We start from the raw sequence: 16,123 nt of genomic DNA, 5'->3' as shown, positions 1-16,123 counted from the left end.
GGGCCTTCAAAAAATGAAAAAATGCGGCCCGGTGGATACCGGGCCGCATGGGGTGAAGCCTGGATTAAGCTTCTTTGTTCTTGGCGATATCGAAGCCAGCTTTGCCTTCGGGGCCTTTGGAGCCGTCGGCTTTTTGCGACGCGTAGGTCACGTTGTACTTGGCAAAGTTCAGCGTCACGGTTTCCATGATGCGGTCCATGCCGTCACCCGACCCACCGGTTTCGTAGGACGAAACCATGATGTCGGTCATGTCGACGCGGAAGTAGTCCAGCGGCACATTGCCCGCTTTGCGCACCACGATAAAGCCGTCTGCGATGTGTGTGCCTTTGGCACAGGCTTTCAGCAGCTCGTGTGTGGCCATGTCCACATACTTGGTCAGGGTCATGTCACGCACGTTGACCTTGCCGGCGCCGCCGCCTGGGCCGAGGTGTGTTGTGCCCGACTGGGACATGCCCCAGGACCACTGAAGAACGTCAATCTCACCGGCGTATTTGTCGTCAACCGACTCGCCTTTGATTTTGTCCAGGTGGAGGAAAATATCGACTGCCATGATCTATCTCCTTGATCAAACGGTAGGGTTACTTGAGAGGGGACCCATTATTTGGGCGGGGGGATTTTGGACACCAGGCTCATCCCGATATCCATGCCTTCCATCTGGAAGTGCGGTTTGAGAAAGAACTTACCCATGTAGTAGCCGGGGTTCAGTTCATCCTCGACAACCTCAACCTTCGCATCGGCAAGGGGCTTTTCGGCCTTTTCCTTTTCAGACGCGTTTTGCGGGTTGAGAGTGACATACTGGTCGATCCAGGTTTGCAGATCCATGCGGATCTGATCCTTGTCCTTGCTGGACCCGATCTGGTCGCGGATCATCGCTTTCAGATAGTGGCTGAAGCGGGAGACGGCGAACATATAGGGCAGGCGCGACGACATGTTGTCGGACGCGGTCGCCTCGGGATCGACATAACTTTTCGGTTTGTAGAGCGATTGCCCACCCAGGAACACGGCCTTGTCCGTGTTCTGGCGGTGGACCAGACCCAACAGGCCAACCTTGGACAGCTCGCCTTCGCGGCGGTCATCAATGCTGACTTCGGTGGGGCACTTGAGGTCTTTTTCGCCTGCTCCGGTGTCAAAGTGGTGGGTCGGCAATTGTGCGACTTCACCGCCCGACTGCACGCCGCGGATGCGCACGGTCCAGCCGTGTTCCTTGAACGCGCGGTTGATGTTCACGGCCATCGCGTGGGCCGCGTTCATCCACGAATACTTCTCGCCTTTGTGGCCGTCGGTATCCTCGGTGAAATTGAATTCGTCCACGGTCATTGTGCTTTCCGGGCCATACGGCTCGCGGGCCAGCACACGCGGCAGGGTCAGGCCAAGGAACCGCGCGTTTTCGCTTTCGCGCAGGCTGTTCCAGCCAGCATAGTCCGATGCGGTGAACAGCTCTTCGATGTCCGGCGGGTTGGACAGTTCGTTCCAGCTGTCCAAACCCAGCAGGCGCGGGGCGGCGGACGACAGGAAGGGGGCCAGAGCCGCTTCGGAAATCTTCGACATGGATGTCAGCAGGGCCACATCCGCAGGCGAATGGTCAAAGTAGAAATCACCCATGACTGCGCCCATCGGGTCACCACCCAAGGTGCCAATCTTGCGTTCATAGATCTGACGGTACAGCGGCGAGCGATCCCATTTGGCACCGGGATAGCGCTTCATCATGCCCGCCAGTTCCTTCTTGGAGGTGTTGAGCACCTCACACTGAAGGGACGCACCGGTTTCCGAGTTGTTCAGCGTATACGCCAGACCGCGCCACGACGATTCCACGGACTGGAATTCCTCGTTGTGCAGGATTTCGTTGATCTGCGAACTCAGCTCTTGGTCAAGCCCGGCGATCATCGCGTTGATCGTGTCGATCACGTCCTCGTCGATCAGGCTCTGATCGGCCATCGCGGTCTGCACGACGGTGGCCAGTGCGTTGTCAATCGCGCGCTCGGCGTTTTCGGTGGTCGGGTTGATCGTCTGTTTGAGAATTGCGGAGAAATCATCCAGTTCGCTCAGCGCGCCCTGGCCTCCGTCTTGTACCTGTGCTTCTTCAGCCAATGTATTCACTCCCCATAGTGATGCGGGACACGTTTACGCGTCGCCTTCTGTTGGTTGACCCGCTTCATCTGCGGCTTTCTTGGCGTCGGCTTCGGCCTTGGCTTGTTCGGCCAGCACCTTCAGCTTGTCCGGATCGTTCAGCAGCTCTTTGATCTGCTCCTGAGCTTTCGGTTTCGACGTCATATACAACAGCAGGTCAGCAAGCTGTTGGCGGGCGGTGAGCAATTCGTTCAACGCGGGCACTTGGCGCGCGATGTTGGCCGGCTCGAAATCGTCCATAGAGTTAAAGCGCAGGTTCACGCCCATCTTCTGGCCGTCGCCATCCTTCAGCTTGTTGTCGACCATCACCGATACACCGGGCTGGATTTTTTGCGACATATAGCTGTCGAGCGTGTGCATGGTGACCTTTTCGAACTCGCGCTGCTCTACCGGCGCTTTTTCCTTGCCGGGGTTGTTGCCCGACAGGTCACTCATGATGCCCATGACGAAGGGCAGTTCGACGTTCTTTTCCGAGTCGATGGGGTCGGTATAAGCAATGTGAACGCGCGGCGGGCGATTGCGGCGGATGTGCCCCGTGCCGGTATCAGATGCCATGTTGGAAACTCCCGAAAAAACTTGATGTTAAGGTGCAGCGGTGCTCACGATCATTCAATGGTTGAATCGCGCCATTGACATTTTGCGAATCATTAGGTTTGCAATTTTCATTCTCGTGCACCCCCGAATTGACAGGTCTTACCCTGAACAACACGGATCGTGCCGGATTATTCACCTGTTTCCAAAGATAATTTGCGGTTTTTGCGAAAAAAATTCATCCCGTGCGTGCGAATCTGCGATCTGGGCGGTGCCCGGACATCAGTAATCGGACTTCGGTACGAATTCCCGCAACAATGCCTCGAAATCCTTGCCAATGTAGCTGCGCGCGCGCGTCAGCAGCATTGGAATCGGTGAAGACCGTTCGACCGTTCTGAAATATGTTTCAACGGCTTTGATCTGGGCGCCGGCCTCTGCGGCGTCGCGGACGATGAACACTTCGGGCTCAGCCGGAGGCGGCGGCGGGGCGGGTTCCGGCTCTGGCTCAGGTTCCGGCTCAGGTTCGGGTTCCGGCTCAGGTTCCGGCTCTGGCGCGTCATCGGCCTCTACCGCATCTTCGTCGGCAGCCTCTTCAGCCATCGGTTCCCCGTCCTCATCGGTCATGTCCGGCTCCGGTTCAGGTTCGGGCTCAGGTTCGGGTTCCGGCTCGGGTTCTGGTTCCGGCTCGGGTTCTGGTTCCGGCTCAGGTTCTGGTTCCGGCTCAGGTTCCCAATACGGCTCCGGCTCTTCGATCTCTTCGATCAGCACTTCGTCGGCGAGGTTGCGCAACTGGTGGTGCGCCAGCGCAAACCCATTGTCAGAGATAAACTCGACCTTGGCCCGATCCGCAGAGTTGGGGGCAAGGATGTCAAAGGCGTCGATCAGAGACTTGCCGATCAACAGCCGCGCCTGCGTTACCAGCAATACACAGGCCGAAGACGGTTCCTTGAGGCCAAAATACGTCTCGACCGCGACAAGGCGACGGCGCGCTTCGTCATGGTCCTTGACGTCGGTGGCCACAGGTGCCGGTCCGCCGCTGCTGCCACCCACCGCGGTGGGCGCGGCATCATCGGACTCCTCGTCGCTGTCGCTGGCCAGTTCAGGGTTGGCCGACGCAATCACGCCAAGCACGGCGTTCACCTCATTGGTGAGGTTCTGCAACTGTGGTGTGTGTGGCTTGCTTGCGGTCAGGCAGGCGGTCTGAATACGCGACACCGCCTCAAGAACCGTGGTCAGGTGCCCGTGGACAATCTCTGTTTCTTCGCCCCGGTCGATCATGTTCGCGACCATGTCGTCGATGCTCAGATCGTCTTCGCCATCATGCGGCGTCACATCGCCCTGACAGACCATCACCCGACGGCGCGACGCGCCGCTGTTGGCAATGTCGTAATAGCGCAGCGGCAAGATCATCGCGCCGACCTGCGTCAGATCGTTGATCGCCTCCAGCCGGTCGGCGGGGCCGTCTTCCAGCCCCGGATGCGCATCCTCGGGCATCTCTTCGAGCAGGTCCGCCATCGCCACGAGGCTTTCGGCCAGCGTTTCCATATTCCCCGCCAGCGCGGACCATTGCGCCCGCAGGGTCAGCAGGCGCGCATCCCGCGTGCGTTTCAGCAGCGCGTCGATTGTGGCCAGTTCACCTTTCAGATCGACCGACTTGGGGTCAAATATCTGGTCCTCGGCTTTGCCGCCGCTGCCCATTTCCAGACCAAGTTTGACGTAGTCATCCGCCTCGGGCAGTCGCCCCTGCGCGTCGAAATAATATTCGGAGAATTCGGGGTCGTCGTCCATCCACAGGTCCGGCCCGCCCGGTGCGTCCTGCGTGACCGGCGTCTTGATCCAGTCCAAACTCATCTCACCACTCCCCCGGTCTTCCCAACCCTACATCTTGCGCAGCGCGTCCGCGTAATGGCGCGAGAACGCCTTGATAAACGCGTCGAGCATCCCGTTTTCCCCTTGGGCGGCCCGTGCTTCCCACCGTTTGGTGAATTCGTCCCACGCCTTGCGCGCCCCGCCGCCCATGATGCCGCCACCGATGTCGCCTTCGATATCGTCGGGGGACAAGCCGCCCAGCATTTCGGCCAGCGCAGGCTGAAGGGCCGCAATCACAGCAGCCTGATGACGGCGGATGTCACTGAGCGCGTTTTCGAACCCGTCCGCACCTGTCAGGTATCCGTCACGAGGTTTCAGAAACAGCGCCTCGAACGCCTGATCCGTGTCGATCATGAATTTCATCGGGTTGTTGCCCGTGGCCACACGCATGGTGCGGTCTTCGTTGCTGACGAACAGTTTGACTGCGGCGCGGTCCTGCAACATCCGCATCAATTCGTTTGTGCCGGTGCGCGCCACTTGGCCAAGGATGCGGCCCAGCATTTCCGGGGGCATCTGCAACTGGCTGGTGTCGGTGATCCCCGCCCCTTCCATAAAGGCGCGCAGGAATGCATCGCCGCCTCCGCCACCGGGTTGCGGTGCCATCGCCTGGGGGTAGGCGGGTTGCGCCGCCGGTGCCACGTGTTGCCCGATGCCGAACCCTTCGGAGCCGATGGGTTCCGGTGGCGGTGCAACGGGCGGTGGGGCAGGGGCCGCCGGTGCCGGTTGCGGCGGTGCGGCCTGTGGTTCCGGTGCGCCGCCTCCAAAAGCGGGCGGTGTTGAAATGGCACCGGCGCCCGGAATGCCGAATTGTGGCGGTGTGGTCGGTGCGAGTCCCGGTGCGGCTGTCACCCTGTTGAAATCCGGTTGCTGCGTGGCTGTGCCACCGCCGTCTTGTGCATAGGGTGTGGGGGCCTGCACGCCGGTGGTCGGTGAGGGCGCCAATGTCTGCCCGGCAGGTGGCGCCTGTAGACCGGACCCGCCAGAGCCGCCGCCCAGATCGCCCCATACGTCATCGAATTCATCAGCAGGGCTTGGCGGGGCCACCGGTGGTGGGGCCACTGGCGGCGGCGCCGCAGGTTCCGGGGTTTGTGCAAAGGCGGGCGGCACGGGCGCAGGCGCGGGTGTGGGCGCAGGTGCCGCGGGCGGGTCAGTGACCGCAGGCGCGGCATCTGCCGTGATCTGCGCGCACAGAATGTAGTGACCCACCGTGAACCGGTCTCCGTCAGCGATCTGATGCGTGCCGTCGATGCGATAGCGCTCGCCGTGCAAAAAGGTGCCATTGCTCGACACATCTGTCAGGAAAAAATTCCCGCCCTCGAATGTGATGTCGAAATGGTGCCCCGAAATGTGGCGCGAGGCATCGGGCAGGACCCAGTCATTGCCTGCTTTGCGGCCAATCTGCGCGCCCTTGCCGGTCAGGGTCAGGGCCACAGGACCGCCATTGTCCAGCGTCGCATGGTTTTCAATGCGCAGCGTCAGCGTGGTCATCGCTCAAAAGAATCCCGTGTGGTGCAAGGTTTAGGGCTCAATACACCCTAAACAACCCAGCGGCGAGGTCCAGCACTCGCGCAAGAGAAACAGACCGTTGTTCAAGCCCTAGTTGCCCCAATGCCCGCAAAATCGCGGCATTGACCGCTTTGGGTGAACGCCAGTCGGGTACGGCCACCGGATCATTCGGGGCCAGCGCGCCGCCGGACCAGCCCACCGCAAGGCCCAGATACACAGTCGCAGAGCGGCGCGGGGCAAACAGGGCCACCTGCATCGTGCGCCAGCGATTTTCGCTGCTGGGGTGGTCCAGCCACTGGCTGATCCAGCTCATCAATTGCAATTCGTCGGGTGGCAGGTCGGGCAGCGATACGCGGATCGCCTCGACCCCCCAACCGATAGCCACCTGCGGCTCCGTGGCAAAGGCCGTGTAGGTGATCGCGTCTTCTGGTGTGGTTGACCCGCGCAGGCGCTCAAAGAACCCAAGCGGGTCTTCGTCGTCGTTGGGCCTGTGTTTGGTAAAACCTCCGACCTCCGGGATTTCGTGATACAAATCCGCAGGTCGGTCAAATCTCAGGGCGCGCAGCGGCGGGATCGTCCGATCCTGTTCAGTGTCGTCGCTGGTGACAGTCATAACAGCCTTCCTCAAATGCACGATAACTCTGCGCATCACGAGGCCGTGCGTCAACTCACCAAACACCGCCGAACGGCAGTTCCGCAGAAAATTATGTCACGAATGAACGGCTTGCGCGCCAGCTGTGGCGCGCAATCGCATCATGCAACGTCTTCGAGGATCAGATCAGACGCCTTTTCACCGATCATAATCGCGGGCGCATTGGTGTTGCCCGACACGATTTCCGGCATGATCGAACAATCCGCGATGCGCAGCCCTTCGATCCCGTGGACGCGCAGTCTCTCGTCCACGACGGCCCCCTTGTCGCTGCCCATCTTGCAGGTGCCCGTGGGATGATAGATCGACGCGGTGTTGTTGCGCGCCCAATCGAGCGTCGCGTCATAGTCGTCCATCGGCAGATCGGCGTGGGGGCGATATTCTTCGGAGATTTTCGAAGTAAGCGGCGCGTGCCGCGCAATCCGGCGGGCGATGTTGACGCCCTCGACAACCGTGCGGCAGTCGGTCTCGGTGCTCAGGTAGTTGGGGATGATCTTGGGGTACTGCTTGCCATCTTTGCTTTGCAGCCTGATCTCGCCCTTGGATTCGGGGCGCAACTGGCACACCGACATGGTAAAGGCGGAAAACGGATCGGCGCCCTTGCCGGGGTTTTCGGCAGACAGGGGCTGCACGTGGAACTGGATGTCCGGCGTCTCAAGATCATCGCGGGTTTTCATGAAACCGGTTGCAAGGCTTGCGGCCATGGTCATCGGACCCGCCCGGAACATCAGGTATTTCAACCCGATCCGCGCTTGTCCCATCAGGCTCGATACCTCGTCATTGAGGGTCGGTTCGTTGCATTTGTAGACCAGCCGCGCCTGCAAGTGATCTTGGAGGTTCTTGCCCACACCGTGCAGGTCGTTGACCACCTCAATCCCGTGTTCCTGCAAGTGCGCCGCCTCGCCGATCCCCGACAGCATCAACAATTGCGGCGAGTTGATCGACCCGCCGGACAAAATGACTTCGCGGCGCGCCTTGACCGTGTGCAGTGCGCCGCCACGGTCGCGGTAGGTCACGCCGGTGACCCGGCGCCCGTCCAGTTCGATCTTGTCGACTTGGGCGTGGGTGATGATGTTCAGGTTGTCCCGGCTCTTGACCGGGTTGAGGAAGGCAACCGCAGATGAACAGCGCCTGCCATTGCGCGCAGTCAGTTGGAAAAAGCCTACGCCCTCTTGATCCGCACCGTTGTAATCGGGGTTGAACTTGTAACCCGCCGCCTGTGCTGCGGCGACCCAAGCGTCCGTGATCGGGCGCTGGATTCGCATGTTCGACACCGACAGGTTGCCCTGATCGCCGTGAAATTCATCCGCGCCGCGTTCGTTTCGCTCGGACCGTTTGAACAGCGGCAGAACATCGTCCCACGCCCAGCCGCGATTGCCCATCTGCGCCCAGCGGTCGTAATCCTGTGGTTGGCCCCGGACATATAAAAGCCCGTTCAGCGACGACGACCCGCCCAGCACCTTGCCCCGCGGCCATTCGATCGACCGCCCGTTCAGGCCCGGATCGGGTTCGGTCTTGTAACACCAGTCGACATTCGGATTGTGGATTGTCTTGAAGTATCCAACGGGGATGTGGATCCACGGGTTCAGGTCGCGCCCGCCTGCTTCCAGCAGGATCACCTTGTGCTTTGGGTCGGCGCTGAGGCGATTGGCGATAACGCAGCCCGCCGAGCCCGCGCCGATCACGACAAAATCTGCCTCCATTTCACCCTCCCACGTGTATGCTGCAAAAAAGTCTATGCAGATTGAATAAAATACTCTAGCGTTTTTTGATACAAAACGTCTCAATAATTGCAAAAAGGGAGGAATGCAATGAAGCTGACGAAAAACCTGAGCGGGATTTCGCGCCGGGATTTGTTCCGTGTGGCAGGGACTTACGGGCTCAGCTCGACCTTGCTTGCCGCGGGCTCATTCGGTGGGGCCATGAGCCTTGCGAATCTCGCCTCGGCAGCGGAATCGACCTACAACAAGCGCTTCAAGAAAGAAGCCAAGCACGTGCTCAAGTTCGGCGCGGCTGGTTTCAATCAGCAAAACCTGCTGATCGAACGCGCCGGTTGTCTTGAATTTGCCCGCGACCTCGAAGAGCGGACAGATGGCGAAATCCGGGTCGAATTCATCGGCAACAACCAGATTTGTGGCCAGCTGTCCTGCGTTGAGAAAGCGCAGCAAGGCATCGTCGACATCTATGCGGCGTCTACGCAGAACTCTGCCGGTGGCGCGCCCTATCTGAACGTGCTCGACTATGCGTACATGTTCCGCAGCCGGGCCGACCAATACTACTTTATGTACCACCCCAAATCGCAGGAAGTCCTCCGTGACCCCTTCGAGAAACGGCATGGTCTGAAGTTCCTGTTCACCCACGCAGAACTGCGCGGCATCCAGCTGGGTCTGGCCTGGCAGGACAAGGACACCGTGACCAGCATCGACCAGCTGCGCGGCACCAAGAACCGCGTGACGGGTACACAGCTGGGCCGGATCGCGATGAACGCGCTGGGTCTGAACCCCGTGCCCGTGGCATGGGAAGAAACCCTCGACGGTCTCAAGCAGGGCCTGATCGACGGTGCGGAAACATGGGCCTCGGCCGTGGCATATGCCAACATGTCACCCGTCGTCAGCCAATGTGTGGACCTGCGTTTCTTCTGCGGTACGGAACACACCGCGATGAACGCCGCCAGCTTTGACAAGCTTGGGGGTGAGTTGCAGGATGCCGTCATGGAAGCGTCGTACCTGACACAGGTGCACGTGCAGGCCGCAAACGAAGCGGCGCTGGTCAACACGGTTGGTTTCTCGCACCCGCATCAGGGTCCGGACACCATCTTTGCCCAGAACAACGTGCGCGTGGCCGCACTGTCCGACGCCGAAATCAAAAAGGCCGAAGAACAGTGTTCGCCCGAGTATCAGCCCGCCCTGTGGGAACAGTGGCGCGAGCGGATCAACGGCTGGGCCGGTGGCATCGACACCTATCAGGAAATCTACGACACCGTGCGCGAGCACGACATCACCCTGGCAGAGAACGTCGAACCCCGCCGCTGGTGGAAAGGCTAATCACCATTGCCGAAACGATTGGCCGGTCCCTAAGGTGGGGCCGGCTATTTCGTCTGCAACAGACCCGCAAGCGGCAGGCAGACATCTAAAGGCGAGGGAGGACGACCATCATGTGGTCAGATATCGGCACGATATTCAGTGCAGTTTGGTCTCAGGACAGTTTTGAAATTCGCAATGCGCTGCGCAGCGACGCCTTTTGGTGGATCGGCGTGGTTGTATGTCTGGTGGGCGGCTATCTGGTGTCGTTGGTCTATTCCAACGTGAAATGGATCGAACGCCATCTTGAGCGGACGATCATGGTCGCCAGCTATCTCGCCATCGCCTTCATCATCTTTTGGGGTGTGATTGACCGGTTTGTGTTTTCGAACCAGCAACCGTGGTCGACGACGATCCCTCCGATCCTGTTCATGATCATGGCGTGGTTCGGTGCGGCCTATAACATCCGACTGCGCACGCATCTGAGCTTTTCCGAATTTCGGACCAAGATGCCGCGGCCCGCGCAAATGGCGTGCCTGTGGCTCGACTGTGGGCTGTGGTTCGGTTTTGCGCTGATCCTGTTCGTGACGACCTGTCGCCAAACGGCGCTGTCGGCGTCGAACTTTGCGATCGTGCTGGGCACCGACAATGTCATGCTCTGGTGGTTCCTGCTGACGGCACCCGTGGCCGCCATCCTGATGGCTGCGCGGGCGATCGAGAACATCCGTGACGACATGCACAACTGGCGCACCGGCGCGCCGCTGATCAAACAGGCTGTAATCGGGGGAGACGCGTGATGACGGACGGAAGCTGGGTCACACTGATCTCTCTTGGGGTCACATTCCTTTTCATGCTGGGCGTACCGGTCTTTTTGATCATCGCCTATTGGGTCATCGGCTGTTCCTTTGTGCTGGGGCTGACGCTGGACAATATGGGCGCCGAATTGCTCAACGTGTTCAACAAAGGCTTCGCCTTGCTGGCGATGCCGCTGTTCATCCTGACCGGGGACCTGATTAACAAATCCGGCATCGCGCGACGGCTGTCGGATTTTGCCTATGCCTGTCTGGGCTGGTTACGGGGCGGTCTCGCCATGGCGTCGCTTGGGGCCTGCGGGCTTTTTGCGGCGATCTCGGGGTCGAACTCGGCCACGACGGCGACCATCGGCTCGATGCTGCACCCGGAAATGGTCAAGGGCGGCTATGACGAACGGTTTTCGGCGGCCACCGCGGCGGCGGGCGGCACCGTGGGCATTATCATCCCGCCGTCGATCATCTTTATTGTTTACGGGTTCCTGATGAACCTGCCCATTTCCGAGCTGTTCATCGCGGGCATCCTGCCCGGCACGCTGATGGTGGTCGGGATGCAGTTCGCCTGCTGGATCATCTGCCGCCTGAACGGCTGGGGTTACCTGATCCCGCTGCAACTGAACCGGGTTCTGAAAACCGCGTTTGGTGCGTGGCTGGGGTTCTTTGCCATTGGTCTGGTGCTCTGGGGCATCTACACCGGCAAATTCTCCCCCACGGAAGCGGCGGGCGTGACCGTGGGCTTTTGCATCATTGCGGGTTTGCTCAGCTGGGTTGCAACCAAGGTACTGCGGCTGGACCAGACCAAGGACTGGACTGAAAAATCCTATGCCCAGATGCTGGTCGTCGAAGGTTTCACCATCCCGCAAATTCCCGGCATCGTGACGCGTTCAGCCGAGATTACGGGCATCCTTGCGCCGCTTATCGCCATTTCGGTGGTGATGCAGCAGATCCTGTCGCTCTTGGGGGCGCAGGCGGTCATTGGGGATTTTGTGACGTCGATGGGGGGCTATTACCCTGTCCTGTTCACTGCCATGGCCATCGTGTTTGTCTGCGGCATGGTGCTGGAATCGCTGCCCGTTACGATCATCCTTGCGCCGATCCTTGCGCCCATCGCGGCGTCGGTCGGGGTGGACCCGATCCACTTTGCGGTGATCTTCCTTGTGGGGGCGTCTATCGGATTTGTGACACCGCCCTATGGTCTGAACCTTTACGTGGCGTCTGGTGTCACCGGTGTTCCTTACTTCCGACTGTTGCGCTACACCGTGCCTTATCTTATCGCGCTGATATCGGTGTGGATCGTTGTGTCCCTGACACCGGAACTGGCGCTGCTGTTGCTGCCAAACAGGTAAAGGCCAACCATGCCGGACGACCTACAGTCAGACGCAGACGGGAAGATCCCCACCAACCTGCGCCTGCTCGTCCTGATGGAAGAGGTGGCGCGCGCCGGGGTGCCGGTGCTGCCAAGCGAACTGGGCAAGCTGCTGGGCTTGCCCAAGCCCACCGTGCACCGCCTGCTGCAAACCGCCGAGGCCGAAGGGTATCTGCAACGCAGCCTCGATGGGCGCAGCTATGGCCCCGGCTGGCGGATGCGCAAGCTGGCGACCAACACGCTGTCCTCGCAACGGGTGCGCACCGAACGGTTGCGGGTGATGCGTGATCTGGCGGACGCACTGGGCGAGACCTGCAACCTTGCCGCGCCGGGCCGTGACGGCATGGTCTATCTCGACCGGGTCGAGACGCACTGGCCGCTGCGTATCCAGTTGCCCATTGGCACGCAGGTGCCGTTTCACTGTACCGCAAGCGGCAAGATGTATCTCAGCGCGTTGCCCGCGAAAACGCAGGACCGGCTGCTGTCATCGGTGCCGCTGGAACAGCGCACCGCCAACAGCGAAACCGATATCGGCCGGCTCAAGCAGATGCTGAGCGAAACGGCACGCCGCGGCTACGCCACCGATGACGAGGAATTCATGGACGGCATGGCCGCGCTTGCCATTCCGGTCTGCGACGATCAGGGGCGGCTGCTGACGACACTGTCGATCCACGCGCCAAAGATCCGCCATGACATCGCCAGCCTCGAAGCTGGCCTGCCCAAACTCCGCGAAGCGGGGCAGCGGCTCGAAGAGTTGCTGGTGGGCTAGGGCGCGGGTCTTGCAACCGGTTGCACGGGCCGCACCGCTCGGGCACTCTGCGCGTATGAACTGTTCCGATGTGACCCTATGGCCGCCACTCTGAAAGAGGTCGCCGCCCGCGCGGGCGTGTCCCGGTCCGCGGTGTCGCGGACCTTTACCGATGGGGCGTCTGTGTCGGACAAGATGCGGCGCAAGGTCGAACATGCTGCGCGCGAACTGGGGTATCGCCCCAACGCGCTGGCCTCGTCGCTGACAACCGGGCGGACCAAGCTGATTGGTCTGGTGTCCAACAACTTTCGCAACCCGATCTTTCTGGAGGTCTTTGACCTCTTTACCCGCGCGTTGCAGGATTGCGGCCTGCGCCCCCTGCTGGTGAACCTGTCGGACGAAACCGATCCGGAGGCGTCGGTGCGGATGCTCCAGCAATATTCCGTGGACGGGGTTGTGGTCGCCTCGTCGACCCTGCCGCCCGCCTTTGCGGAGGTTTTTCGGGACGCGGGTGTCCCTGTGGTCCACGCCTTTGGCCGGGCTGTGCCCGCGCCCCCGGTCCATGTGGTTGGCATCAACAATGTCGCCTGTGGTCGTATGGCGGCCCGGACGCTGCTGGCACGCGGCTATACCCGGATCGGATTTCTGGGCGGGCCGGACACTGCAACATCGACGCAGGACCGTCTGGCCGGGTTTCGCGCCCAGTTGGAGCGGCACGTGGCGGTACACGTCACCCATTCCTTTGCGCGGGCCTATTCCTTTGATGCGGGGCGGGACGAGATGCTGCGGCTGCTGGATCAGGGTCCGGCGGAGGCGTATTTCTGCGGCGACGATGTGCTGTCCATTGGGGCGCTGTCGGCCATTCAAAGCCGCGGGCTGTCCGCCCCCGAGGATGTGGGCATCATTGGATTGAACGACATGGAAATGGCAGGCTGGCAGAACATCGACCTGACCACGATCCGCCAACCGATCGCGCAGATTGTCGACGCCTCGGTCGCGGTGATGGAGGCGATGCTGGCCGGGTCCGATGCCGTGCCAGAGGTGCGCGTGTTCGACTGCGAAATTGTCGAGCGCGGTACGCTGCGTTCATTGCCGGAAAACGGGGCATAGGGCGGACTGGGGCGCTGCCCCAGACCCCGGAGTATTTTTGAAGAAAAGAAGGGACTAGGTCCGGTACATGGGTGGGCGCGCGTCCGTCCATGCGCCATTGTCCTTGGCCGAAGCCACGGCGGCATAGATGGCTGCGATGGAGCGCAGGCCGTCCGGTGCCGTGGGCAGGGCGTCGCGCGTCTCGCCCCGGATCGCGGCGGCGAGGTCGACGTAGATGTTGGCAACGGCCAGCGGGAAGCCTTCGGGGTGGGCGATGGCCACGCGGCTGAGGCTGCTGGCGGCGCCCGACAGGCCCGCCTCGCCCTTTTCCATGATCTGGGTGCGGCCACCTACGGGGGTGTAGAGCACCTGATTGGGCTGCTCTGACGCCCAGCGGAGCCCACCGGTTTCACCGAACACCTGAATGTCAAAGCCGTGCTGGCGTCCGATGGCGACGGATGATGTCCACAGCCGCCCGACCGTGCCGCCCGACATGCGGAAGTTGATCATCGCATCGTCTTCGAGCGTACGGGACGGGATGGTCGAGGCAAAGTCGGCAGACAGGGTTTCGACCTCGTCGCCTGCGACAAAGCTCGCCATGTGCAGCGCATGGATGCCGCAATCGGCAAATTGGCCGGACACGCCCGCCATCGCCGGATCGTAGCGCCAGCGCACCCGCGGGTTGTCGGCATCGGTCGCGTCACCGTGGTGGCCATGGCTGAAGTTCGCCACGACGAGGCGCACTTTGCCGATCTCGCCGCTGGCCACCATGTGCCGCATCTCGCGCACCATGGGGTAGGCGGAGTAGCAGTAGTTCACCGCGCAGATTTTGCCTGTGGATTGCGCCACGCGCACGATCTCTTCGGCCTCTTCGACGGTCATGGTCATCGGCTTTTCGCACAGCACGTTGAAGCCCGCCGCAAGGAATGCCTTGGTGATTTCGAAATGGGTCGAATTGGGTGTGGCAACGGTCACGAGGTCGATGCGATCGTCGCGGGCGCGCTCACCCTCCAGCATGTCCTGCCAGTTGCCATAGGCCCGGTCTGGTGCCATCCCAAGGGTCTGGCCGTAGGCGCGGCCCTTTTCAGCGTCCACATCCAGTGCGCCCGCCGCCAGCGAGAAGTGGCCGTCGGCCAGTGCGCCAAGGCGGTGGGCCGGGCCGATCTGGCTGCCTTCACCGCCACCGATCATGCCCCAGTTGAGCTTTTGCATGTGCCTGTCCTTTTAGAAGTCGCTGACGCTCTGCCAGCTTTGGCTGTCCGATGCGGCGAGCGCTGCCGCAATCACCCGGTTCACCTCGTGCCCGTCGGCAAAGGTGGGCCAGACGGGTTGGCCGGAGTGAATGGCGTGCAGGAAATCGCGCGCCTCGATGATGATCTGATCTTGGTATCCGGTGCCATGCCCCGGCCCCTGACAAAAGGGTTCGTAGTCTGGATGCGCGGGACCTGTGAGGATCTTGGTGAATCCCTTGGTCGCCTCCGGCCCGTCATTGACGTAGAGCCAGAGTGCATTCTGATCCTCCTGATCAAAGCGGATTGCGCCGCGCGTGCCGTGGATTTCGTAGGCATAGCCCATCTTGCGGCCCATCGCGATGCGGCTGGCATAGATATGGCCCATCACGCCGCTCTGGAACCGGCACATGATCTGGGCGTGATCGTCATTGGTAACGGTCCCGCCGGGGCGCGTGTCATGCGCGGTTTCCACCTCGGCCATGACGCGGTCGATCGGGCCCATCAGGGCAAGGGCCGCGTTCACGATATGCGGTGCGAGATCCCCCATCGTGCCGTTGGCCATGCCGGTTGTGCGCCATGTGGCGGGGGCCTGCGGGTCGGCCAGAAAATCCTCGGTATGTTCGGCGCGAAACCACGTGGGCGTGCCGATGGTGCCGTCGTTGATCAACTGGCGGGCGAACTGGCTGGCGGGGGTGCGGATATAGTTGAACCCGACCATGTTGGCGACACCTGCGGCCTCGGCTGCGGCGACCATGGCCGCGCCATCGTCGAGCGAAGCGCCCAGAGGTTTTTCACACAGGACCGGCTTGCCCAGGGCAAGCGCCGCTTCGGCGATGGCGCGGTGCGTCTCCTGAGGTGAGGCGATGACCACTGCATCGACCGCGGGGTCGTTCACCAGCACCTGCCAGTCCCCGGTTGCGCGGTTGAACCCGTACGCCGCGCGGTAGCGTTCGGCGCTGGCTTGGGACGTGGCGCACACCATCTCGAGCCGGGGGCGCAGGGCGGTGCTGAAGACCGCGCCGACGCTGGCCATGGCCACGCTGTGCGCCTTGCCCATATAGCCGCCGCCCACGACGCCGATACCGATCTGGGTCATGGCGATGTCCTCCCTGAAACGATTTTGCAACCGGTTGCAAAATGACTAGCGCACCGCTACACCTCTCACAAGAGCGAAGTC

14 protein-coding genes are annotated in these 16,123 nt (G+C 61.4%); 5 read left to right on the top strand and 9 right to left on the bottom strand.

Going from position 1 to position 16,123, the window contains the following annotated elements:
* Window positions 1-64: 64 nt before the first annotated feature.
* The 7 genes from Q1A85_RS00875 to Q1A85_RS00845 form a co-directional block, all read right to left on the bottom strand.
* Window positions 65-550: a type VI secretion system tube protein Hcp gene (locus Q1A85_RS00875; RefSeq protein ID WP_299684082.1), complete on the bottom strand. Its 486-nt coding sequence runs from the start codon at window positions 548-550 to the stop codon at window positions 65-67.
* A 47-nt stretch (window positions 551-597) separates the two neighbouring features.
* Window positions 598-2,097 carry a type VI secretion system contractile sheath large subunit gene (gene tssC / locus Q1A85_RS00870; RefSeq protein WP_299684080.1) on the bottom strand — a complete coding sequence of 500 codons (1,500 nt, stop codon included), beginning with the start codon at window positions 2,095-2,097 and terminating at the stop codon, window positions 598-600.
* 24 nt (window positions 2,098-2,121) lie between these two features.
* Complete coding sequence (tssB, locus tag Q1A85_RS00865) at window positions 2,122-2,682, bottom strand: type VI secretion system contractile sheath small subunit (RefSeq protein WP_299684078.1); 561 nt, start codon at window positions 2,680-2,682, stop codon at window positions 2,122-2,124.
* Between the two features lie 258 nt (window positions 2,683-2,940).
* Entirely contained in the window at window positions 2,941-4,509 is a 1,569-nt protein-coding gene (locus Q1A85_RS00860; protein WP_299684076.1) for a type VI secretion system ImpA family N-terminal domain-containing protein, read from the bottom strand.
* Between the two features lie 27 nt (window positions 4,510-4,536).
* Window positions 4,537-6,015 carry a type VI secretion system-associated FHA domain protein TagH gene (gene tagH, locus Q1A85_RS00855; protein WP_299684074.1) on the bottom strand — a complete coding sequence of 493 codons (1,479 nt, stop codon included), beginning with the start codon at window positions 6,013-6,015 and terminating at the stop codon, window positions 4,537-4,539.
* 37 nt (window positions 6,016-6,052) lie between these two features.
* Complete coding sequence (locus tag Q1A85_RS00850) at window positions 6,053-6,646, bottom strand: hypothetical protein (protein WP_299684072.1); 594 nt, start codon at window positions 6,644-6,646, stop codon at window positions 6,053-6,055.
* Between the two features lie 140 nt (window positions 6,647-6,786).
* A complete protein-coding gene (locus Q1A85_RS00845) occupies window positions 6,787-8,385 on the bottom strand; it encodes a choline dehydrogenase (protein WP_299684070.1) in 1,599 nt (532 codons plus the stop codon).
* A 108-nt stretch (window positions 8,386-8,493) separates the two neighbouring features.
* Here Q1A85_RS00845 and Q1A85_RS00840 point away from each other — a divergent pair, with 108 nt between their 5' ends.
* The 5 genes from Q1A85_RS00840 (at window position 8,494) to Q1A85_RS00820 (ending at window position 13,735) form a co-directional block, all read left to right on the top strand.
* A complete protein-coding gene (locus Q1A85_RS00840) occupies window positions 8,494-9,726 on the top strand; it encodes a TRAP transporter substrate-binding protein (RefSeq protein ID WP_299684068.1) in 1,233 nt (410 codons plus the stop codon).
* Between the two features lie 110 nt (window positions 9,727-9,836).
* Window positions 9,837-10,499, top strand: a complete 663-nt coding sequence (locus Q1A85_RS00835; protein ID WP_299684066.1) for a TRAP transporter small permease subunit — start codon at window positions 9,837-9,839, stop codon at window positions 10,497-10,499.
* Entirely contained in the window at window positions 10,499-11,857 is a 1,359-nt protein-coding gene (locus Q1A85_RS00830) for a TRAP transporter large permease (RefSeq protein WP_299684065.1), read from the top strand. Before Q1A85_RS00835 ends, Q1A85_RS00830 begins: the two co-directional genes overlap by 1 nt.
* Window positions 11,858-11,866: 9 nt before the next feature.
* Complete coding sequence (locus tag Q1A85_RS00825) at window positions 11,867-12,646, top strand: IclR family transcriptional regulator (protein ID WP_299684064.1); 780 nt, start codon at window positions 11,867-11,869, stop codon at window positions 12,644-12,646.
* Window positions 12,647-12,724: 78 nt separating this feature from the next.
* Window positions 12,725-13,735: a LacI family DNA-binding transcriptional regulator gene (locus tag Q1A85_RS00820; RefSeq protein ID WP_299684063.1), complete on the top strand. Its 1,011-nt coding sequence runs from the start codon at window positions 12,725-12,727 to the stop codon at window positions 13,733-13,735.
* A gap of 54 nt (window positions 13,736-13,789) precedes the next feature.
* Here Q1A85_RS00820 and Q1A85_RS00815 read toward each other — a convergent pair whose 3' ends face one another.
* Both Q1A85_RS00815 and Q1A85_RS00810 read right to left on the bottom strand, forming a co-directional pair.
* Complete coding sequence (locus Q1A85_RS00815; RefSeq protein WP_299684062.1) at window positions 13,790-14,926, bottom strand: Gfo/Idh/MocA family oxidoreductase; 1,137 nt, start codon at window positions 14,924-14,926, stop codon at window positions 13,790-13,792.
* 12 nt (window positions 14,927-14,938) lie between these two features.
* The gene (locus Q1A85_RS00810) at window positions 14,939-16,042 is read right to left on the bottom strand and encodes a Gfo/Idh/MocA family oxidoreductase (RefSeq protein WP_299684061.1); all 1,104 of its coding nucleotides are present in this window, start codon (window positions 16,040-16,042) and stop codon (window positions 14,939-14,941) included.
* Window positions 16,043-16,123: the final 81 nt, after the last annotated feature.

This window comes from uncultured Tateyamaria sp., from assembly GCF_947503385.1.
Lineage (GTDB): Bacteria > Pseudomonadota > Alphaproteobacteria > Rhodobacterales > Rhodobacteraceae > Tateyamaria.
The sequence above is the reverse complement of the archived record's forward strand: the minus strand, read 5'-3'. Positions and strand labels throughout refer to the sequence as shown.